Annotated in this window: 20 protein-coding genes and 1 riboswitch; of the genes, 1 reads left to right on the forward strand and 19 read right to left on the reverse strand. The window is 60.7% G+C overall.

Annotation, left to right across the window (positions count from 1 at the left end; translation table 11 throughout):
* The 13 genes from DXD48_RS10220 to DXD48_RS02280 all read right to left on the reverse strand — a co-directional run.
* Window positions 1-195 (reverse strand): hypothetical protein (locus DXD48_RS10220; protein WP_233514954.1); only part of this gene is annotated, 195 nt, incomplete at its 3' end.
* Between the two features lie 209 nt (window positions 196-404).
* Window positions 405-1,688: an aminotransferase class III-fold pyridoxal phosphate-dependent enzyme gene (locus DXD48_RS02225; protein ID WP_117563809.1), complete on the reverse strand. Its 1,284-nt coding sequence runs from the start codon at window positions 1,686-1,688 to the stop codon at window positions 405-407.
* 68 nt (window positions 1,689-1,756) lie between these two features.
* Window positions 1,757-2,737 carry an acetylglutamate kinase gene (gene argB, locus DXD48_RS02230; protein WP_117563810.1) on the reverse strand — a complete coding sequence of 327 codons (981 nt, stop codon included), beginning with the start codon at window positions 2,735-2,737 and terminating at the stop codon, window positions 1,757-1,759.
* An 81-nt stretch (window positions 2,738-2,818) separates the two neighbouring features.
* On the reverse strand, window positions 2,819-4,087 hold the full coding sequence (gene argJ, locus DXD48_RS02235; protein ID WP_199407876.1) for a bifunctional glutamate N-acetyltransferase/amino-acid acetyltransferase ArgJ: 1,269 nt from the start codon (window positions 4,085-4,087) through the stop codon (window positions 2,819-2,821).
* A 135-nt stretch (window positions 4,088-4,222) separates the two neighbouring features.
* The gene (argC, locus tag DXD48_RS02240; RefSeq protein WP_117563812.1) at window positions 4,223-5,293 is read right to left on the reverse strand and encodes an N-acetyl-gamma-glutamyl-phosphate reductase; all 1,071 of its coding nucleotides are present in this window, start codon (window positions 5,291-5,293) and stop codon (window positions 4,223-4,225) included.
* Between the two features lie 257 nt (window positions 5,294-5,550).
* The gene (locus DXD48_RS02245) at window positions 5,551-5,961 is read right to left on the reverse strand and encodes a pyridoxamine 5'-phosphate oxidase family protein (protein ID WP_055252303.1); all 411 of its coding nucleotides are present in this window, start codon (window positions 5,959-5,961) and stop codon (window positions 5,551-5,553) included.
* A 51-nt stretch (window positions 5,962-6,012) separates the two neighbouring features.
* On the reverse strand, window positions 6,013-6,459 hold the full coding sequence (locus tag DXD48_RS02250; protein WP_117563813.1) for a pyridoxamine 5'-phosphate oxidase family protein: 447 nt from the start codon (window positions 6,457-6,459) through the stop codon (window positions 6,013-6,015).
* 30 nt (window positions 6,460-6,489) lie between these two features.
* Complete coding sequence (locus tag DXD48_RS02255) at window positions 6,490-7,290, reverse strand: energy-coupling factor transporter transmembrane protein EcfT (RefSeq protein WP_117563814.1); 801 nt, start codon at window positions 7,288-7,290, stop codon at window positions 6,490-6,492.
* The gene (locus DXD48_RS02260) at window positions 7,290-9,194 is read right to left on the reverse strand and encodes an energy-coupling factor transporter ATPase (protein WP_117563815.1); all 1,905 of its coding nucleotides are present in this window, start codon (window positions 9,192-9,194) and stop codon (window positions 7,290-7,292) included. The genes DXD48_RS02255 and DXD48_RS02260 overlap by 1 nt, the downstream gene beginning before the upstream one ends.
* Window positions 9,191-9,781, reverse strand: a complete 591-nt coding sequence (locus tag DXD48_RS02265; protein ID WP_117563816.1) for an ECF transporter S component — start codon at window positions 9,779-9,781, stop codon at window positions 9,191-9,193. Before DXD48_RS02265 ends, DXD48_RS02260 begins: the two co-directional genes overlap by 4 nt.
* Before the next feature lie 5 nt (window positions 9,782-9,786).
* Window positions 9,787-9,979, reverse strand: a riboswitch (FMN riboswitch).
* Between the two features lie 371 nt (window positions 9,980-10,350).
* Window positions 10,351-11,988 (reverse strand): chaperonin GroEL, encoded by a 1,638-nt coding sequence (groL, locus tag DXD48_RS02270; RefSeq protein WP_006234938.1) that lies wholly within the window; start codon window positions 11,986-11,988, stop codon window positions 10,351-10,353.
* Window positions 11,989-12,084: 96 nt separating this feature from the next.
* Window positions 12,085-12,378: a co-chaperone GroES gene (gene groES, locus DXD48_RS02275; RefSeq protein WP_022094351.1), complete on the reverse strand. Its 294-nt coding sequence runs from the start codon at window positions 12,376-12,378 to the stop codon at window positions 12,085-12,087.
* A 919-nt stretch (window positions 12,379-13,297) separates the two neighbouring features.
* Window positions 13,298-14,935 (reverse strand): amidohydrolase, encoded by a 1,638-nt coding sequence (locus tag DXD48_RS02280; protein WP_233506759.1) that lies wholly within the window; start codon window positions 14,933-14,935, stop codon window positions 13,298-13,300.
* 165 nt (window positions 14,936-15,100) lie between these two features.
* Between DXD48_RS02280 and DXD48_RS02285 the strand changes: the two genes are divergently transcribed.
* A complete protein-coding gene (locus DXD48_RS02285; RefSeq protein ID WP_117563817.1) occupies window positions 15,101-16,564 on the forward strand; it encodes a M20 family metallopeptidase in 1,464 nt (487 codons plus the stop codon).
* A 140-nt stretch (window positions 16,565-16,704) separates the two neighbouring features.
* Here the strand turns inward: DXD48_RS02285 and DXD48_RS02290 are convergent, their stop codons facing one another.
* The 6 genes from DXD48_RS02290 to DXD48_RS02315 form a co-directional block, all read right to left on the reverse strand.
* Window positions 16,705-18,009, reverse strand: a complete 1,305-nt coding sequence (locus tag DXD48_RS02290) for a zinc-ribbon domain-containing protein (protein ID WP_158548908.1) — start codon at window positions 18,007-18,009, stop codon at window positions 16,705-16,707.
* Window positions 18,010-18,159: 150 nt separating this feature from the next.
* Window positions 18,160-19,182, reverse strand: a complete 1,023-nt coding sequence (locus tag DXD48_RS02295) for a YitT family protein (protein ID WP_117563819.1) — start codon at window positions 19,180-19,182, stop codon at window positions 18,160-18,162.
* Window positions 19,183-19,388: 206 nt separating this feature from the next.
* Window positions 19,389-19,904, reverse strand: a complete 516-nt coding sequence (locus tag DXD48_RS02300) for an Asp23/Gls24 family envelope stress response protein (protein WP_055251999.1) — start codon at window positions 19,902-19,904, stop codon at window positions 19,389-19,391.
* Between the two features lie 44 nt (window positions 19,905-19,948).
* Window positions 19,949-20,326 (reverse strand): DUF2273 domain-containing protein, encoded by a 378-nt coding sequence (locus DXD48_RS10225; protein ID WP_231500738.1) that lies wholly within the window; start codon window positions 20,324-20,326, stop codon window positions 19,949-19,951.
* Window positions 20,319-20,864, reverse strand: coding sequence for a hypothetical protein (locus DXD48_RS02310; protein ID WP_147324129.1), 546 nt, complete (start codon window positions 20,862-20,864; stop codon window positions 20,319-20,321). The genes DXD48_RS10225 and DXD48_RS02310 overlap by 8 nt, the downstream gene beginning before the upstream one ends.
* Window positions 20,865-21,029: 165 nt before the next feature.
* Complete coding sequence (locus tag DXD48_RS02315) at window positions 21,030-21,836, reverse strand: YebC/PmpR family DNA-binding transcriptional regulator (RefSeq protein ID WP_055251993.1); 807 nt, start codon at window positions 21,834-21,836, stop codon at window positions 21,030-21,032.
* Window positions 21,837-21,951 lie beyond the last annotated feature (115 nt).

Below are 21,951 nucleotides of genomic sequence, written 5' to 3' on the forward strand. Positions count from 1 at the left end.
AATGGGAGCCTTTCTTTTTTGGGCCCATTTCATGGGATTCGAACCCGCCAGCACGACTGTCACAAAGGCCGTGGCCAGAAAATGGCAAAAATGAGTACTGCCACCTTGCTTACAACATATCAAAAGATAGTATTTGCTTAAGTTACGAAACATATGTCCATTATAAGGACTAGCAATTGGATCAAAATCGTGCATTCATCGCCATTTCGACTTGCCATCTGGTCTTATTAGTCCAAAATTGCTGCGACCAAATCGGTAACAGTACTCATATTTAATGTTATTTGACCAGCAGGTCTCCCCGCCTTAGCAAATCTAAGGCAAAACGGGCTCCAGACCGCTGAATCATGCCACATAGGGCACGTCCGCAGTCCGGAACCCGGTCAAAGTTAAGTTATTTCGCTGTGTTAGGCCAAAACGTCCGACAGGATCTCGATCAGACTGTCCACGTCGGCTTCCTCGCAGACGAGCGGCGGCAAGAAACGCAGCGTATGGGCACCCGTAGCGTTAATCACGGCACCAGCCCCCAATGCACGGGCCACAACGTCGTGTGCATCACCCACAGTATCGTCCAGATCGCAGCCGAGCATCAAGCCGCGGCCACGCACCTCGGTCACGTTCGGCAGCTTGGCGAGCTTTGCCTCCATATAGGCGCCTACCTTGGCAACATGGTCGGCATAATCGCCGTGCACGAGCGCGGAGAGCGTCGCGGCACACGCCGCGATGGCCAAGCAGCTACCGCCAAAGGTCGAGCCGTGGTCGCCCGGCTTAAACACGTCGGCAATCTCCTTCTTTGCCACGACGGCACCCATGGGCACGCCATCAGCAATGCCCTTGGCAAGGCTCATGATGTCGGGTTCCACGCCATAGGTTTGGAATGCAAACGGCTTGCCGGAGCGGAAGATGCCGCACTGGACCTCGTCGGCGATAAGCACGGCGCCCACTTCGTGTGCCAGGTCGCGCGCTGCCGCCATAAACTCCTCGGTCATGGGGTGCACGCCGCTCTCACCCTGGATCGGCTCGAGCATCACGGCACAAATTTCGCTCCCCAGCTGCTTAAAGATCGCACGCAGTTCATCGATATCGTTGGGCGTGCAGGCCACAAAGCCACCCGGCAGCGGGCGGAAACTATCCTGCAGCCAATCCTGCATGGTGGCGGCAATGGTCTCGAGCGTACGGCCGTGGAAGCCGCCGCGCATGCACACGATAGTGTTGCCGCCGTTACCGGCACGTTTGGCGTACAGGCGCGCGAGCTTCATCGAGCCCTCGTTGGCCTCAGCGCCGGAGTTGGCAAAGAAGGTCTCCCAAACCTGCTCATCCGCAGCCGGGGCACCAAGAGCAGCTGCCGTGGTCTCATCGCCGGCGGCAATGGCATCGGCAAGCACGCGCGCACCATCTACGTCGTCGTTAGCAAGCTTGGACAGCAGCGCCGCGACCTGTCCGCGCTGCTCAATGTAGAAGTAATTGGAGACATGCATGAGCTTTTTGGTCTGTGCCTCGAGCGCCGAGAGCACGGCCGGGTCACCATGACCTAGGCTGCACACGCCGATGCCGGCAAGAAAGTCGAGGTACTCACGGCCATCGTCGCCGGTGAGCTTCATGCCGTGACCCTCGACAAACTCGACCGGAGAGCGGCCAAAGGTATGCATAACGTAATTGGATTCAAGCGATTGCTGAGCTGCAAGTGACATGGAATGCCTTTCGTTGAGCGCCGGACGGCGCAGGCCTATGGGTGCAGGAATTGGGCGGCTGCGGTCAGCTAGACCGTCTGGAGCTTCTCGACCTCGTCGAGGTTCTCGGCCAGACGCGCCGCAAAGGTCGAAAGCGGATGCGGATGCGTATCGAACTCGTAGGCCGTCTCGGTGGAATGGATCACGGTGCCGACGCCGGCATCGGTCAGCAGCTCCAGCAGCAGCGAATGCGGCGTGGTGCCGTTGATGATGTGGGCACGAAATACGCCGCCGGCAAGCGCATCGACGGCCGCGCGCAGCTTGGGAATCATGCCCTTATCGACCTCGCCGCCGTAGAGCATCTCATTGACCTCGTCGAGCGTCAGGTTGGAGATAAGTGAATCCTTATCGCTAAAGTCCTTGTACAGGCCGTCGACGTCGGTCAAAAAGATCGCCTTGTGCGCGTGGAGCGCTGCCGCAACGGCACCGGCGGCGGTATCGGCATTGATGTTGAAGAAACCGCCGTCCTCCCCCGCCGCGACGGTAGCGATGACGGGGATGTACTCGCTATCGAGTAAGCGCTCGATATAGTCGGTGTTAACGTGCGTCACTTTGCCCACGCGACCGAGCTCGGGGTCGAGCGGCTCGGCGATGAGCGTGCCAGCATCGCTGCCCGACACGCCCACGGCCAGGTTGCCGTGGTGGTTGATGGCGACAACCAGCTCCTGGTTAACCTTGCCGCCCAGCACCTCGCGCACGATATCCATAGTCGCCGGCGTGGTCACGCGCTGGCCGTTCTTAAACTCGACGGGGATGTCGTAGTGGCTCAGCGCCTCGTTGATGGCCTTGCCGCCACCGTGCACGATAACAGGGCGCATGCCGATGATCTTGAGCAGCACGATGTCGCTCATCACGTCGCGGCGCAGCTGCTCATCAACCATGGCGGCTCCGCCATATTTGATAACAACCGTCTTACCGGTCAGGTTCTTAATCCACGGCAGCGCTTCGAACAGCAGCTGCGCGGTTGCTTCGTTGGATTCGTTCGAACGACAATCGCGTGCGAATTTCATAATCTGCCTCGTCTTTCGTATCGTTATCGCGCCGTGCTCCGCTGTCCGCAATCGCGGCAAGATGCGCAGCGTGCCTGGAATCTAGGAACGGTAGTCGCCGTTAATGGAGATGTACTCATGCGTGAGGTCGCAGGTCCACACGGTCGTTGCCGCGTCGCCTGCGCCCAGGTCGGCCGAGATCACGATCTCGGGCGCCTCGAAACGTCGTAGAGCCTCGTCCTCGTCAAAGGGAACAGTCAGACCATCGCGACAGACAGGCATGCCCATCATGTCGATGGAAACGTCTTCCTGATTAAACTTCACGCCGCACTTGCCGAGCGCCATGGCAACGCGGCCCCAGTTGCAGTCGTGGCCGGCGATGCAGGTCTTAACGAGCGGCGAGTTGGCAACGGCACGGGCGGCGATATCGGCCTCCTCGTCGTTCACGGCGCCGGTAACGTTGACCGTAACAAGCTTAGATGCGCCCTCACCATCGGCGGCGATATTGCGCGCCAGGCTCTCGCACACCTCGTGCACGGCAAATGCCAACTCGTCAAAGGCATCGGAGCCCTCGACGATAGGCTCGGCATCTGCGGCAGCGGCGCCGGAGGCAAGCATGATGCAGGTGTCGTTGGTCGAGGTATCGGAATCGACCGTTACCTTGTTAAAGGTCTGCTTGACGGTCGAGAGCAGCAGGGCATGAAGTGCCGCAGGCTCGACGGGGGCATCGGTGGTGATAACTGCGATCATGGTGGCCATGTTGGGCATGATCATACCCGAGCCCTTGCACATTCCGCCTACCGTATAGACATTGCCCGCATGACCCGCAGCCTCACTGACGTAGGACACGGCGTACTCCTTGGAGTGCGTGTCGGTCGTCATGATGGCGCGAGCGGCATCGGCGCCACCGTGGGCGGAGAGCGCCTCGTAGGCAGCAGGAATGGCGGTCTCAAACGTGTCGATCGGCAGAATCTGGCCAATTACACCCGTGGAGGCAACCAGAATCTGCTGAGGCTCGCAGCCGATGACCTGCGATGCGATGCTGCACGTCTCGCGCGCGCATGCAAGGCCGGTCTCACCCGTGGCGGCGTTGGCATTGCCAGAGTTGACCGAAATGCCGGCGATGATACCGTAGCCCTTGTCGGCACCGCCCAGGTTGGCACGGCTCACCTGCACGGGCGCCGCGCAAAAGCGATTGGTGGTAAACACGCCGGCACCGGGACAGGGTTTATCGGGCACGACGAGCGCGTAATCCAGACGCTCGGGGTTCTTGCGGAACCCAGCGTGGATGCCTGCAACTTTAAAACCAGCCGCAGCCGTAACGCCACCCTCGACGGCGCGAATCTTGATATCAAACAGCTCGGTATCCATCGTCTTTATGACTCCTTATGTCAAACAAAAAAACGGACATCGGTTGGTGCGCCATGCCAGTCGTGATCATGAGACCAGCTTAAGAGTGGCGCCCCATTCGATGCCCGACTACCAAATCGTTAACAATCGAATGTGCTACACCGGGCACGCCACTGTAGGCAAGCCTCGTCGCTCGTCAAAGCCAAAGACGATATTGGCGCACTGGACTGCTTGGCCCGCAGCGCCCTTGCACAGATTGTCGATGGCGCCCGTCGCCACCAGCACGCCCGCGCGCTTGTTGAGCGCGAGGCCAATCTGGGCAGCGTTGGTGCCGACGACCGAAGCCGTCTTGGGCTGCTGGCCGGCATCGAGCACGCGCACAAAGGTGCGACCGGCGTAGAACTGCTTGTAATGGTCGACGACATCCTCAAGAGCCAGCGTGTCGAGAGCCTGCAGCGCGAGCGGCAGCGTCACCGTGGAGAGCAGACCGCGCTTGAGCGGTGCCAGGTGCGGGGTAAAGACGACGCGATCGGTCAGGCCAAGGATTTGCTCAATCTCGGGCGTGTGGCGATGCTTGCCCACGCCGTAGGCCTCCAAGTTCTCGTCGGCGCTGCAAAAATGGGTGCGGGCGTTGCAGGACTTACCGGCGCCCGTCACGCCGCTAATGGCATCGACAATCACGGGACCGTTCTCGGCCACCCAGCCCGCGCGCACGGCGGGCGCGGCGGCAAGGCTCGTTGCGGTGGGATAGCAACCGGCGCAGGCGACCAGCACGGGTTTGCCGTCGGCATGGTCGGATGCGGCGGTCTCCAAGTCCTGGCAGAACAGCTCGGGCAGACCGAAGGCACGGGTCTTGAGCAGCTCGGGGCTCGTATGCTCGGCGGCATACCAAGCCTCAAAAACGGACGCGTCGTTCAGACGGTAGTCGGCCGAAAGATCAAAGCAGGAGACGCCCGATGCAAGCAGCGCGGGCACCTGTGCCATGGCAGCCGTGTGCGGCACGGCCAAAAAGACCGCGTCGCAGTTCTTGAGCTCGGGGGCATCATGCGTCGTAAAGACAAGATCGCTTACGCCGGTGAAGCTCGGGTACACCGCAGACAACGGCTGGCCGGCATCGGCGTTGGACGTAATGGCAGCAAGTTCAAACTCGGGATGACCGAGGACGAGGCGAATGAGCTCGGCTCCGGCATATCCAGCCGCGCCGACGATTCCAACCTTCAAAGACATATCAGACTCCTTGTCTGCGATTTATGCACCGATGCGCATTTCGCAGCGGTCGTTATGAAGTGGGTTGAAACTTTAGCACCAAAAGATGCATGAATACGTAAATGGCTTGCATATTCATGCATTGAAACATTCCCGACACATTCGCTTGAAGGAATTGACAAATGGAGCGGGCCCCGTATTGACCGGCGCTCCCAACGGCGCCGGGCAATACGGGGCCCGCCCATGCGAAAACCAAGTTGTTAGGATGAGCCAGCTGGCTAGAGCTCGACCGGCACCCATTCGTCGTGATTGCAGATAAAAGCCTCGGGATCCTCGACGCTAAAGAAGACGAGCGTGGGGTCGTTAGGCCCCTCATAGTGCTCGCCCAGGTGCTCTAGATGCTTCCACCCGGCTTCGCGCATTTCGCCTAAAGCCCGGTCATCCAAGCCGGCACGCCCGCGCAAGATGAGCCAGCCATGGCCCGGCCACCAACTCGTGGCCTCAAAGCGCTGGTTTTGCAGCAGCTCTTGCCACACATCTTTGGTGCGCGCTGTTACAAACCACAGCTTGCCATCCTGGATCTGCGCAAACGAAAACGGACGCACATGAGGCTGTCCGTCAACGCTCGTCGCCAAATACCATGCCGGCACCGACGTCAGATACTCCAACACCGTATTCAATCCGTCCATGTGTCCTCCTGGCGCTAGCTAATTCGGAACGGGTAGTTAATTTGAGACGCTCTAGAGCTCCAGGCGCTCCTCGCTGCCGTCGATATCACAGAAGCGCGCGGCAATGTTGCGGACCGAAAAGAAAGCAAGGCGGCCGTCGTTGGCACTCTCGTGTTCCTCGCCGATGCCCACCATGTGCTTAAAACCCGCTTGACGCACCTTGTCGCTCGCAACCGCGTCGTCCTCAAGTGCGGCCTCGCCGGTCAACACGATCCAACATTCCCCCGGCTTCCAGCCCGAGAGCTCAAACTTGGGATTCGCACTCAGCTCCGCCCACACATCCTTGTCGCGCGACGTGCAAAACCACAGCTTACCGTCATCGACCATGGCAAACGAAAACGGCCTCACGCGAGGCTGATGCCCGTCGGTCACATCGGTCGTGGCCAGATACCACGCCGGAATGCGCCTGAGATACGAACAGGCGCGCTCAAGCTGAGCCGTGCGGTCGTTGTCGGTCATAGGGACCCCTTTCTTGCGCTCGAATCGCGCCTAAACAAGTTGAAGGTTGACGACGATGACACACGCAAACAGCAGCATCGTCACAACCGCAGCCAGCGCATCCCCGCGGCGAAATGCAAGCGCATGCAGACGCGTGCGGCCCTGCTCGCCGTGATAGCAGCGTGCATCCATGGCGGCAGACAACGTCTCGGCATGACGGAACACGCCCGTGAACAGTGGAATCGCCACACTGCCGAGCATACGCACGCCGCCGAGCGGGCCACCCGTTACGCGTGCACCGCGGCTTGCCTGCGCGTCCGCCGTCTGCTTCATCTCGGTGGCAAACTGCGGCATAAAGCGCAACGCGATGCCCATGATCATGCCGAGCTCATGCGCAGGGAGCCCCACGCGCGCAAACGGTGCGAGCAGACGCTCAAAGCCCGCGGTGAGGTCGAGCGTAGGCGTGGTGAGCGTAATGGCGCTCATGCCGGCCATCATCAGGGTCAGGCGACACGCCATAAAGGCGGCAGAACGCAGTGAGCCCTCGCTTATCTGCAGAAAGCCGAGCTGCCACAGGATGCGCCCACTCTGATCGGTAAACAAGTTGAGCACCGCGACCACGACGACGATTGCCAGCAGCGGCGCCATCGACGACAGAACGCGACGAGCCGGCACCCGGGACACGGCATAGATCAGCACGACGAAAATTGCGACAGGAGCCAGTCCGCGGAAGCCGCCGACGGTCAGCGTCGTGATTAAAAACACAAAGCCCAGGAGCAGCTTGGTGCGCGGATCCAGGCGATGGATCGCACTATCGCTCGGATAGTAGCTGCCAAACGAAAACGCCTCCATTAGCAGCCCTCCTCTCGCGCGACCGTCTTGGATTTAGCAATGTCCGCGACGTTAGAAGGACCGTCTGAGCGACCGATCAGCAAATTTGCCAACTCGTCGGCCAACGACTCAACCGTATAGAGCCCGCCGCAACGCAGCGGCACGCCCGCTTCCGCGAGCGCCAACGCCATGCGCTGGGCGGCGGGAACGCCCAAGCCGATCGACTTGAGCTCATCGGCATGTGCAAACACCTGCGCGGGGGTTCCCTCGGCAAACACCGCACCTTCGTTCATCACGACGATGCGGTCGCAGCAGTTGGCCAGGTCATCCATACTATGCGAAACCATGACAACGGTCAGGCCATCGCGGTGAAGTCGATCGATAAGCTCAAGGAAATCCCTGCGCGCAGCCGGATCGAGCCCCGCCATGGGTTCATCGAGCACCAGGACTTCGGGCTCCATGGCGAGCACACCGGCGAATGCCACGCGCCGTTGCTGACCGCCCGAAAGCTCGAAGGGACTCTTGTCGCCGACCGTGGAAAGGTCGAGGCCCACGCGCGAGAGCGACGACTCGACGCGACGGTCGACTTCATCTTGCGGCAAGCCAAGGTTGTGCGGACCAAACGCCACGTCCCGCGCCACGGTTTCGGCAAACAGCTGACGCTCAGGATATTGAAACACCACGCCGACCTTGGCCTTAACCGCGGCGGCGTCTTTCTTGTTTGACAGATCGAGCCCCAGCGCGCGAACGGATCCCTCCTGGGGGCGAATCAAACCGTTGAGATGCTGGACCAGCGTCGACTTACCCGAGCCGGTATGACCTGCCAGCCCCAGAAACTCCCCGCGATGCACCGTCAGCGAAACATCGCGTAGCGCCCAGGGGCTGTTTGGATCGTTGCCCCAAAGAGCCTGTTTGCTCGATGCGTCCGCAGTGGCCGAGCGCTTGTGCCAGCGGCGACGCTCGCGAGCGCTCAGCGAGTAACTATACGAGAGGTGGGAAATCTCGATAACGGGCTCCGAAACATTTGTCTCGTCGGTCTCGGAGGAGGCATTGTCGGGCACGCGAGCATCGGGCACGGAAGGCCGCTCCGTGGCGCCCGCCACATTTCGCTCAACATAAGCCTGCGCAATCTCGGCGACCATATCCGCCTCGCGCACCTGTGCACAAACGGGCACGCCCCTCGCAGATAGTGCCCTGCCCAGACAGCACGACGCCGGCATATCCAGGTTGAGCTGCGCGAGTTCGTCCGCCCGCGTCAAGATTTCCTCGGGCGTGCCCAACACGGCAACGCGCCCCGCCCGAAATACCGCGACACGATCGGCCTCGGAGGCCTCTTCCATAAAGTGCGTAATCATCACGATGGTCATGCCGCGATCGTGCAACGCGTGGCAAGCCTTCATGAGGCCCTTGCGTCCACGCGGATCGAGCATCGAGGACGCCTCGTCCAAGATGAGCACGCGCGGTTCCATGGCGAGCACGCCGGCAAGCGCCACGCGCTGCTTTTGGCCGCCCGAAAGCGCATGGGTCTCGTGGCGCTCAAAGCCCACCAGCCCCACGCCCTTCAGCGCCTCGCGTACACGCTGCGCAATTTGTGCCGATGGCACGCCAAGGTTTTCGGGGCCAAACGCAACGTCATCTTCGACAAGCGTTGCCACCAGCTGGTCATCGGGATTTTGGAATACCATGCCCGCGGTCGAACGAATGTCGTAGACCAGCTCGGGGTCGGACGCATCCATACCGTTGATGCGTACCGTGCCCGCATCAGGCTGCAACAGTGCATTCAGATGCTTGGCAAACGTCGACTTGCCCGACCCATTGCCACCGAGGATGCAGAAAAACTCCCCGTCCTCGATGTTCAGATCGACACCGTCGAGTGCCGACACGGCACCGTCATAGCTAAAGGAAACGCCCCGACACTCAATCATGCGCGGCCTTTGACCTGGTCCTTTTTAGGCGTGATGAGGTTGGAGACTGCCTTGTACACTGCAAGCGTCAATACCGAGTTAAGCACGGTCTTGATAAGGTTGAACGGCAGCACGGCAGGAATCATGAGCGGGGCGATCACATCGACCGAGCCATACCAGAACCATACGCCAATGGTAAGGTTAGCGACCATAGACAGCGCCGTAGCGGCAATGACACCGAACACTAGGCCAATCACGGCACCCTTATAGGTATGCATCTTCTGGTACACGATAGCCGCGGGCAGAATGTAGCCCAGCGTAGCCACCAGGTTCATAAGTGCGCCGACCCAATCGCCCGTGGTAAGCGCATGGATAACAATCGCCATAGCGGCAACAGCAGTACCGGCGCCAGGACCATACGCAAAACCGCACACCATCGCCGGCACCAGCGACGGGTCATACGTCAAAAACGGCGCCGAAGGAAGGATGGGCAGCTGCACATACATAAACAGGGCGCCCAAGGCGCACATCAGCGCCATGGTAACGAGCTGTTTGGTGCTCCACCTATTCGTGTTCTCAAAATGGATATGCTGCGACTGTTCAGACATAAGATCACCTGCCTCTTTCATCCGGACTCTAACCGTTGGTACTGGAATCTCACCAGTTCAGCCGGCATGCGAACCAACACACGCTCGGGTCGCGGACTCATCGGCTCGGTCGCAGACGCCTCGCCTGCTCCGCGGCACCCCTTTGGCACCGCCCGATTTACCGCCAGTGGGGAATTCCACCCCGCCCTGAAACAGCACTTGCAAGTGTAGCACGAGCAATCGTTCGCGCAAGTATGCCGAGGGTAATTTGTGGTGGGGATCAGTTGCCACAACAACCACGTTCCCCACCCATCCCAAAGTAGCGCGCCTTTCGCGGCAAAGCCGCGAAACAGCGACCGGGACACGTATTCCCAACAACCAAGTCCTCCGCCCACGCCGACCTCAAGGCCGTAAACGCAGGGAATCCGGGGGCGTGACGGGGGCTTCTCTCCGGAACATTCCGCAGGACGCAGAGAGGCTCCGCAGCGCGAAGCGCGATGCGGAGCCTCTCTGCATGTCCGAGGACGTTCCGGAGAGAAGCCCCCGTCACGCCCCCGGATTCCCGGTGGGAGTTCTAGACCTTGTCGGCCTTAGTACATACCGCCGCCCTGCTGACCAGCGGTAGCAGCAGCGATAGCGTCCTCAAGCTGAGTGTTCTTGGGCACATCGGAGACGGTGGCCTCGGTGATGAGAATCAGGCTGGCGACAGAAGCAGCGTTCTGCAGGGTGACGCGGCTGACCTTGACGGGGTCGAGGACGCCCATCTCAATCATGTCGCCCCACTCGCCGTTGGCAGAGTTGAGACCCTGGCCGGCGGGCAGCTCGGCAACCTTGTCGACCACGACAGCGCCCTCAAAACCAGCGTTCTTGGCGATGGTAGCGACCGGAGCGGTCAGAGCCTTCTTGACGATATCGACGCCAATCTTCTCCTCGGGGTCGTCGATCTCGACAGCATCGAGCGCAGGAGCAGCGTCCATGAAGGCGACGCCACCGCCGGCGACGATGCCCTCCTCGACAGCAGCGCGGGTAGCCTGCAGGGCATCCTCAACGCGGTGCTTGATCTCCTTGAGCTCGGACTCGGTAGCAGCGCCGACCTTGATGACGGCAACGCCACCGGAGAGCTTGGCCAGGCGCTCCTGGAGCTTCTCACGGTCGAAGTCAGAGGTGGTGTTCTCCATCTCGCCCTTGATCTGAGCGATGCGGGCGTCGATGGCCTCCTTGGAGCCAGCGCCGCCGACGACGACGGTGTTGTCCTTGGAGATGGTGACGGACTTAGCGGTACCGAGCATATCAGCGGTGATGTCAGCGACCTTCACGCCCAGCTCGTCCAGAGCAGCCTGGCCACCGGTGAGGACGGCGATGTCCTCCAGGATGCGCTTGCGGCGATCGCCGTAGCCCGGGGCCTTGACGGCGCAGACGTTGAGGGCGCCACGGATCTTGTTGAGGACGAGGGTCGGCAGAGCCTCGCCATCGATGTCCTCAGCGATGATGAGCAGGCCACGGCCAGCGCGCTGGACAGCCTCGAGAACAGGCATGATGTCCTGGACGCTGGAGATCTTCTGGTCGGTGATGAGGATGTACGGATCCTTCATCACGGCCTCCATGCGGTCGTTATCCGTGACGAAGTAAGCGGAGACATAGCCCTTGTCGAACTGCATGCCCTCGACGGTGTCGATGGTGATGTCGAACGTCTGGGAATCCTCGACGGTGATGACGCCATCCTTGCCCACGACCTCCATGGCCTCGGCGATCTTCTCGCCGACCTCGGGGTCACCGGCGGAGATGGTACCGACGGAAGCAATCTGCTCCTTGGTCTCGACCGGCTTGGCCTGCTTCTTCATCTCGGCGACGGCGGCGTTGACGGCCTTGTCGATGCCGCGACGGATGGCCAGCGGGTTGGCGCCAGCGGCGACGTTGCGCAGACCGTCGTTGACGATGGCTTGAGCGAGCAGGGTTGCGGTGGTGGTGCCGTCACCCACGGTGTCGTTGGTCTTGGTGGCGACCTCCTTCACCAGCTGAGCGCCCATGTTCTCGATGTTGTCCTCGAGCTCGATCTCCTTGGCGACAGAAACGCCGTCGTTGGTGATGGTCGGAGCACCGAACGTGCGCTGCAGCGCAACGTAGCGGCCCTTGGGGCCCATGGTGACGGTAACGGCGTCGGCCAGAGTGTTGACGCCCTTGGCAAGCTTAGCGCGGGCATCGGTGTTGAACGTAATGTTCTTTGCCATGGTAGGTAATCCTCCAAAAGAAATGTGACTCGCGTCGCCGCTTCCGAGTCCTATGCGGCGGGCGCGTTCAAAGACGAATCAGAGATTCTGACGAGACTAGGCCTCGACGACAGCGTAGATGTCGTCGGCGCGCATCAGCAGATACTTCTCGCCGTCGACCTTGACCTCGTTGCCACCGAACTTACCATAGATGACAACGTCACCGACCTTGACGTCCATGGGGATGCGCTCACCCTTGTCGTTGACCTTGCCGGCGCCAACGGCAACGATGGTGCCGCGCTGCGGCTTCTCCTGGGCGTTGCTGGCGATATACAGACCAGAAGCGGTCTTCTGCTCGGCCTCGTCGGGCTTGACCAGAACACGATCTGCAAGCGGCTTCAAAGACGACATGCTTGTTTCCTCCTTTTTGGGCCGCGCGGTTATGCCGCGCGAATTAACCCTTTTTGTTTGCGTACGCGTTGAATGGTACCCACGAATGGCGGGTTATACAACACGGAGTCAAAAAATCTTATTTTTTGACACTTAGATTTTCTGAATGCCGGGGGATAACTTAGCGATGCCTCCCGTGTGGCTCCGGAGGGGCGGGGCATAAGGTTTCCTGCTCGGGCAGTCCTGCTCGCACGAAGGCCACATTAAGTGGCCTTCGGCTCGTGCGGAACTCGCGATAAACCTTATGCCCCGCCCCTCCGGAGCCACACGGGAGGCAGGTTAACTAATTCGGGCCCGGCATTCAGAAAAGTCAGTGCAGCAAAATGGCGATGCGGATAGCGACATGTGCATGGTTTTCGCTGCGCGCACGGGTCCCCTGGGGAGCACCGTGCATTTTTGGGAGTATTCAGCAGACTAGGACGGCTGCATACGTGCCGGACACACCATATTGGTCCCAAGGACGCCTTCGGCCGGCGATTTTGGTCGGCAGGCAAACCCCGTCAGGACAGAAAGGCATGCCTCACGCCGCACCGGAGCACAAAATGACGTCAATCTCTGCAACGTTACTCAGCCGCAGCGGCACAGGCAGAGCTCGCGGTGCTGAATACTCCGTTTTTTGCACGGCGCGGACGGGGGTACATCAGGATCCGGAAGAACATCCCAGCCTTTTTATGCAATTCGTAATGGAAAGTATGCAAAACACCTAGAGATAGCATTGCTGCTGTCCAAATTGGGCGCGGGGCGGCGGCGCCTCCGCCCCGCGCCCAAATCAAGCAGGGCGGGGACGCTCCTAACGAACCCCCCATTTGCAAACAAACGCGGCTCGAGCGCCATCCCAAAATAGGCTGCACGAGCCGCGTTTAACGGTACGACATGAATATTAGCGCTCGTAGACCAGGTTGCCGGCTAGGTAGGTGGCTTGGACTTTGGTGGCTTGGAGTTCTTGGGGGTCGATGGTGAGTGGGTTTTGGTCCAGGACTACCAGGTCGGCGTATTTGCCGGGTTCCAGGCTGCCGAGGTTTTGCTCGTCGCCTGCCGCGTAGGCGCTGCCCAGGGTGTAGTTGCGCAGGGCCGTTGCCGCATCGATGCGCTCGCTCGGCAGCCAGCCGCCCTCGGGCCAGTGGCTTTTGGGGTCTTGGCGCGTAATAGCCGTGTAGAGCACGTTCATGCTGGTAACGGCCGTGATGGGGCTGTCGGTACCGAAAGCTTGACGGATACCGCGCTGCTGATAAGTTGCGAACGGCCACATGATGCGGCTGCGTTCCAGGCCCAGGTCGCGCTCCGGGCCACCCGGGTCGAGCGTGATGTGGCAAGGCTGGCTCGAGGCAATGACGTTGAGCTTGCGCAGACGATCGATGTCCTGAGGCAGCAGATTCTCCAGGTGCTCAAGCGTATTGTGGCCGTGCTGGGGCAAGCCGTAGAGCTCTGCCGCCTCCTCAAAGATATCGAGTGCGGCATGGATGGCACCGTCGCCGATAACGTGGATGCGCACGGTATGGTCACGCTCGGCTGCCGCCAAAACCAACTTGCGCATACGCTCGACAGGGACCGTCAGGCGGCCTTGGTCGCCCGGGAAGCGCGGGTTGGTATAGGGCTCAGTGAGGTATGCGGTATGCTCGCTCGACACGCCGTCGAAGAACTGTTTAAAGCCTGGCGCCGAGAGCAGCGCGTTGTTCGCGTAGCGGGTCTGGAGTTCTTCCAAGCGCGACTGGTCATCCAGCAGCGTGGGAAACAGATGGGCGCGGATGCCCAGCTTGCCGGAGGCCTGCAGCTTGTCGTAAACATCGTCGCGAATAAAGTCGCAGCCCGGCATGGGCATGAGCGACATATCGCAGATTGAGGTGATGCCTTGCTCGGCCATACGCTTCATCTGGTCGGCGTAAGCGCTCGCGATGCGGTCCTCGCCCAGCCACTCCAGGCAGCGCGGCAGCAGCTGCATAGCAGCCGCCTCGTGGGCGATACCCGTAAGCTCGCCATTTGCATCTTTGTCGTAACTGCCACCCGCCGGAGGCTCGCTGTCGCGCGTAACGCCAAGCGCCTCGAGTGCGCGGCTGTTGAGCCACAGCGTGTGCCCGTCGCCCGAGTACATAACGCAGGGACGATCGGGAAATGCCGCATCGAGGGAGGCCTTGGTAGGGTGCTCGGGCGGATCCCAGCGGTAATCGCGCCAACCCTGGGTCACGACCCAGGCGTCATCTGGCAAGCCTTTGGAAAACTCGAGCGCATGCTGCACCAATGCTGCCTCGGACGTGCCCATATCCATGAGCATGTACGGCGAGGAGCCAACCGAAGTATGGAAGAAATGCAGGTGCGCATCGTGGAAACCGGGGCAGACAAACTGCTCGCCGTAGTCGATAACCGGCGTGGCGGCAGGAGCGGCGGCAATCACATCATCGAGCGTACCGACTGCGACGATACGGTCGCCTGCAATGGCAATCGCCAGCTCGCGGGCGGTATCGATACCGTCTTGCGCGGTAAAGACGTTCTTGGAGCGGATAATCCGATCGATATGTTGCATGGGCATCCCCATCTCTGGCAGGAAATTCAACACCCCCGAGTGTACTCCCCCGCTCCAGCTACAAAACGCCAAGCGGCAAACGGCACCTTTGCCAGGCCAAGTGGCAGGTGGCATACTGGAATGAGCTTGTACGATTTTGCAAAACCAGCAAGGAGCAAATCGACCATGACGAAGACCAAGGCACAGCAGATTATGGCGGCAACCGAGGTTCGCGCGGCAGACGACGTCACCGCGGCTATCCAGGATATCGCCGCCGAGTTTGAGCCCTACATCATTAAGCAGCGCCGCCACTTCCATAAGCACCCGGAGTTGAGCCTTGCCGAGGAGCGCACGACTTCCGACATCGCCAACCAGCTCGACGCCATGAATATCCCCTACGAGCGTCCCCTTAAGACGGGCCTGGTGGCGACCCTTCGCGGCACCGCGCCCGACGCCTACCGCGAGGACGGCACGCCGCGCCGCCGCATCCTACTGCGCGCGGATATCGACGCCCTGCCCGTCACCGAGCAGACCGGCGAGGATTTCGCCAGCGTCAACGAGGGCTGCATGCACGCCTGCGGCCACGACTGCCACATCGCCATGATGCTCGGCACGCTGCAGATCCTGCGCCATATGACCGACGACATCCACGGCGAAGTCCGCATCGTCTTCCAGCCCAGCGAGGAAAACGGCCAGGGCGCCAAGCTCATGATCGGCACGGGCGTGCTCGACGGCGTCGATGGCGCCTACGCCGCGCACATCTGGAGTGAGGTCGACGCCGGCACCGTGAGCTGCGAGCCCGGACCGCGCATGGCCAATACCGACTGGTTCCGCATCGATGTTCGCGGCACCTCATGCCACGGTGCCATGCCCCAGCGCGGCCACGACGCCGTTATGGTGGCCGCCGAGATCGTCAATGCCCTGCAGACCATCGTTTCGCGCGAGATCAGCCCCTACGAGCCGGCCGTCATTACCGTCGGCGAGCTGCACGGCGGCACCGCGCGCAACGTTATCGCCGGCACGGCCTACCTCGCCGGCACGGTGCGCACCTACGGAGATTCGACCCACGAGGAAATGCCGGAGCTCATGCGCCGCATCGTGGAGCATACCGCGGCCGCCTTGGGCGCCGAGGCAGAGCTCACCGACTACACCATCGCCAATTATAAGGTCGAAAACGATGCCGCCTCGAGCGAGCGTTGTCGTCAGGCCGTGGTCAAGTGCCTGGGTGCAGCCGGCGAAGGCCATTATCGCGGCACACTTTCGGGCGAGGATTTTTCGGAGTACCTGCGCCGTGTACCGGGCGTGCTCGCCTTTGTAGGTACGCGCAACCCCAAGATTGGCGCCACGTACGCCCAACATTCCTGCTTCTACAAGATCGACGAGACTGTGCTGGCAAAGGGCTCCATGGTGGCCGCCCAGTATGCCATCGACTTTTTGGCCGAGCCCACGCAAGAGGAGCTCGACGGCCCCACGATTGCCGCGGTCGCCGAAACCAACCCCGACCTGGCCGCCAAGTTGCGCTCTGCCAAGGCAACGACCGCCGAGGCTCGCGACGCCATCCATGACGCCCGCACGGCACGCCATGCCGCGATCAAGGGCATCCACGATGCACGTGCCGCCGCTCGCCGCGAGGAGAAGCGCGGCGAGTAGTCGATTCGCGGCCATCTCGCAGTCATAGCCACATCGCGATATCAAAGCGGGGGCGGACGTTTCGACACGTCCGCCCCCGCTCATTTGTCAAGCGCTATTTCTACCGTTTCTACCCCGTCCCCAAATGGCAGGCGGCAGGGCTACTCGTCCTGCGGGTCCTCGTCGGAGCTTGGTGCAGGCTCGGGCTCGGGCTCCGGTTCCGGCATGGGCTCGGGCTCCGGTTCCGGCATGGGCTCGGGCTCAGGCGCAGACTCGGGCTCAGGCGCGGGCTCGGGCTCGGGCGCGGGCTCGGACTCGGGCGCCGCAGCGGAATCGGATACGGGCGCTGCGTCGGCGCTAAAACCAGCCGGAGCAGACTTCTTCTCAAACGGCAGCACAAAGGTCAGGACGTCATCCTTATCCTCATCAGCCCATTCAGCTGCATAACGCGCTACCCAATAGCCAACGGCACGATGCTTGAGCATCTTGCCAAAGACCGTGAGGAATACCGTGACAAACGCCGTCAGCACCAAGAACAATACGAGCGTGATGCCACCGCCGGTAACAAGCGCCTCAATAGCCGAAGGACGGTAGTAGTAGCTATACATACCGACAGAGGCAATGGTGCCAAAGACGAGCGTCAGGATCCATGTGACAACGTTGGCGACCAGGCCCGTCAAAAACTCGGGAAGGAACGAAGCGCAGAACAGTTTGGTCTTGTTGTGCTTAAAGGCCGCCCAGACCTTATCGAGCGAAAACGCGCTCTCGACACGACCGGTCACCGCAAAGTGCATCACGGCAATGTCGGCGAACATCTTAAAGAAGACCCCCAAGACCGCCGTGGCAATCATAGCCAGGACAAGCAGGCCAAGCGAGCCGAACAGCGCTGCCTCGAGTGCATAAGAGCCGTAATACGAATACGAGCCCGCGGCGCCAATTACCACGCTCTCCACCAGCGAAAGCACTACACCGATAACGGGAATGGCAGCAATAACCTCGAGCACGACCGAGATAACGCTCGAAAAGACTCCGAGGCCAAACGACGTGGAACGCATGAGTGGACGATCCATACCGTCATCAACCTTGAGCGAAAGATCACGGCCCCACTCGATACCAAAGCCGGAACCACACACGCTCGCAATGCAAGCTGCCAAAAAGCCGATGGCAGCCGCAATGCCGCCAATAACGGGAATAAACAACACGAGCACCGACACAACGCAAATCAGCGCCGGCAAAAACGCGATTTGGCATACACGCTGAAGCACACCCGGAGTCTTGGTCATATCTTGGAACGCCTGAGCCACACAGCCCTTTGGCGCATTCGCCACGGGCGGTTGCGGAACAAACTGCTGGGGCTGAGGCTGTCCCTGGGGAGCGGGTCCAGCGGCACCGGCATTAGGAGCGCCGCACACGCCGCAGAACTTGTCGTTATCGCCCATGGGGGCGCCACACTGCGAACAGAACATCGAAATCATCCCTTCGTATCTAGAGCGAATCACCTGGATCGCAAACGATGTCTTTAGCATCATTATCGCCCAATGTGGGGACAAATACCCCAAGATGGCCGATTTGCAACGTAGCCGGCCTTATTCAATGATTCGAAGGGTGCGTCCGCGCTAGTTCGTGCCGCGGAAGCCCTTGCCGACGATTTCGGAGCTATCGACGATGGTGATGAAGGCGCCAGGGTCAATCTCGCGGGTATAGCGGCGCAGTTGCACTGCCTCGCGACGGCTCAGCACGCTCATGATCACCGTGACGCACTTGCCCGAGAAGGCGCCGTAGCCACGGCTGATCGTTGCCGTGCGGTTGAGATGCTTGACGATAAACTCCTCGACTTTGCGCGGTTCGGCGCAAATAATCGTGCAGACCTTGCGCAGGTGAATGCTCTCGATGGCCTTGTCGACCACAAGCGTCTTGGCAAACAGGCCGAGCACGCAGTACAGGCCGACGCGCGGGCCATACAGGAAAGCCGCGATGGTCACGATGCCGATATCGACCAGCAACAGTGCGCGGCCAATCTCGAGCGTGGTGCGGCGTTTGAGGATCATGGCAAGAATGTCCGTGCCACCCGTCGAGGCGCCAATGTCAAAGACAATAGCACTGCCGAGCGCCGGCAAGATAACGGCAAAACACAGGTCGAGCCACATATCGCCCGTCATCGAAACATCCGTCGGGAGGAAGAGCTCGAACAGCGAGACGTAGGCCGAAAGCGCAAACGAAGCGAAGACGCTCCACAGAATCGCCTTGCGCTCCAAAAAGATAAAGCCCAGAACGACCAGGATTGCGTTGATAATCCACATAAAGACGCCGACGGGCAGGGTCGGGAACAGCGTAGAAAGAATGACCGACACGCCCGAGGTGCCGCCGAAGGCAAAGTGATTGGGGGTTTTAAAGGCCACGATGGCAAAGGCCGTCAGGATCAGGCCCAGGTTGAGCTCGGCAAAAAAGCGCGGAAAGCCTGGTTCCTGGCTGCGCTTGCGGCCGGCACGCTCGCCTTGCTCAATAACATCGCGATCGACAACGCGCTCCATCGGCACCACCGGAGGACGATGCACCTCCTCGGCGGCACGCGACGCCGCCTCTGCCGCAGCGGCCTCAATCGCCCATGCCCTGCTTTCGGTCTCGTGTTCGTCGGCCATTACGGCAACCCCTCGTTAACAATTTGGAAACAATGCGCCCATTAGGGTAACGCGGAACGTGGGGATTGCAACCCTTAGTTAGACGAGCGGTATGACTACATCGGGAGCGTACAAAAACGGCCGGCCACGCTTTTGCTTGCGCGGTCGGCCGTTTAACGTTTTCGCAGATAAAACCTGCCAAAACAAACCTGTCCCTTTTTGGAAGGTTATTCGTGCTGGCTGGTGCGATGCTCGTACTCCTCGGGGGTGATGACATCCTCGATGCGCAGGTTGACGCCCGCCACCTCAAGGCCAGTCATCGCGGCAAGGCGCTCGGTGACACGTGCCTTAACATCGTCAAAGATCGCGGGCGCATAGGCGCCGTACTCGATGATGACGGAGATGTTGACGACCACGCGATTATCGTCGGTGACCTCGACCGTCACGCCCTTGGTCAGATTCTCGGCACCAAACTGCTCCTGCACAAAGTGCATGAGGTTACCCTTCATGCCCAGAACGTGCGGAACCTCGCGGGTGGCCATGGCAACGATCTTCTCGATCACGCCGTTGGAATAGGTCAGCGAGTCCTCGGACTCATCCGCTTCCTCGTCGTCCTCATCCGTATCGGACTCGGCCTCGACGAGAGCCTCATCCTCGAGCGTCACATCCTCAGCTTCGGCGACGACCGCCTCGTTCTCCTCGAGCTCGGTATCGGCTACATCGACCTTCGTATTAAAAGCCATGGTTCCTCCTTATGCCTGCCGCGGATGCGACAGTCGAATACATATTAGCGGCCGCTAAACAGACGGCCGAAGAAGTTGACGATCCCGTTCTCGCCGTCGCGAATTTGGCCGATCACAGCGCCGATCAGCACGAAGAATGCAATGACGAGCGTGTCCCACAGGCCCAACGTGAGCACCAACACGGCGAGGATAAAGCCGGCGACGGCGCCGAGCGTGGTGTTGGGATGACGCACAGCATAGCTCCAGATGGCAGCGCCCGTACCCTTGATGAGACCCATAGCCTCGTCAAAATCCGCGGCTGCCGCGTCTTGTAACTCGGTTGCCTCTGCTTTGGAATCAACAGGTTCGCTCGCCGACGTGGCGCTCTGGTCAATCGTCAGGCGCGGCGTACGAGCGGTCTTATCTTGATTGGTATCACTCACCGGAAACCTCCACGGTCTGGACGGTAGTCTTGGACGGCAAAAAACGGACACGCGCGGTCGTACCCGGCGTGCCGAGCATGGTGTCGCAGGCCTTCTCGATGCGCTGCTGCATCGCGGTAGCCAGAGATGCCACGTCCTTATCGTCAAGCGCGATAGCCTCGACCTTAAAACGGACGTGCGAATCGTCGGGGCCTTGGACGCGAGCCTCGACATGCTCGACCATCACGCGGTCGTCGCGCTCGGCAGCAACCCTGGCGCACGAAGAAAGCGCCGCAAGGGTAACCTCGATATTGCGCTCCCCCGCCGGATGCACGCAGGACGGCTCGCGACGGGCGAACATCAGGCGGAAAAAGCTCAGCAGTACGCCAAACGCCACGACGCCGGCGCACGCCGTCACGACGATGCGCGGCATGGGGTCGCGCATCAGCAGCATAAAGCGATACGTATACGGCCCCCAGAACTGGCAGACAAGCGTACCCAACGCCACGATGGCGGCGGCAAGATACACGATCGCTAGGGCTCGTTTGAGTACGCGCACGCGCGCTCCCTTCAGGTTTCGGTCCACAGAATGCAAAACGATTCGCATCATTATAAAAGAGCCGGGTCCGGTGCCATACGCACGCGGATCCGGCTCATCTATTCCACGAGGCTTGCATGCTCGCTTCATTATGCCCAGATATGCACGGCTTAACCCGTGCAGGCGCTACTCCTCCTCGAGGGCAGCGATGACCTCGTCGGTCATGTCCATGGTGCTGTAGACGTCCTGGACGTCGTCGAGCTCCTCGAGACGGTCGATGAGGCGCTGAACCTTCTTGGCGTCGGTACCGGAGACCTCGGTCGGGGTGGTCGGAACCATGGTGGTCTCGGAACCCTTGACCTGGACGCCCTGCTCCTCGAGCGCCTTGGAGACAGCCATGACGTCGTTAGCAGCGGTCCAGACGATCCACTCCTCGCCGGCGTCCTCGTAGTCCTCGCCACCGGCCTCGGCGATGGCCATCATGAACTCATCCTCGTCACCGGCAGCACCGTTGGCGATCATGGTCTCCTTCTTGGCGTTCTCGTCCAGGATCTCCTTGGCGACGACGATCTGGCCCTTGCGCTCAAACTGGAAGGCGACGGAGCCGGAGGTGCCCAGGTTGCCACCAGCGTGGGAGAAGGCGGAACGGACATCGGCGGCAGTACGGTTGCGGTTGTCGGTCAGGCAGTCAACATAGACGGCGACACCGGCGGGACCATAGCCCTCGTACACGATGTTCTCGTAGACGGCGGCATCGGCACCCGAACCAAAGGCCTTGTCGATAGCGGACTTGATCTTGTCCTTGGGCATGGACTGAGCCTTGGCCTTAGCAACGGCAGCGGCGAGGCTGGCGTTGTTCTCGGGCAGCGGGTCACCGCCGAGACGGGCAGCAACGGTGATGTTGCGGCTCAGCTTGGAGAAGAGGGCGGAACGCTTGGCGTCCTGCGCGCCCTTACGATGCTTGGTTGTGGCCCACTTAGAGTGTCCGGACATACGTGTCTCCTATCGGTTTTGACCTAAAGCCCAGCGCAGATGCTCGGGCAATATAAACAAACGTCGTTATGATATACCTACTGGCCTGCGAGATAAACCCCAAAATGAAGGCGTC

Origin of the sequence: Collinsella sp. TM05-37, from assembly GCF_003436455.1 — a bacterium.
In the GTDB taxonomy this organism is placed as follows: domain Bacteria; phylum Actinomycetota; class Coriobacteriia; order Coriobacteriales; family Coriobacteriaceae; genus Collinsella.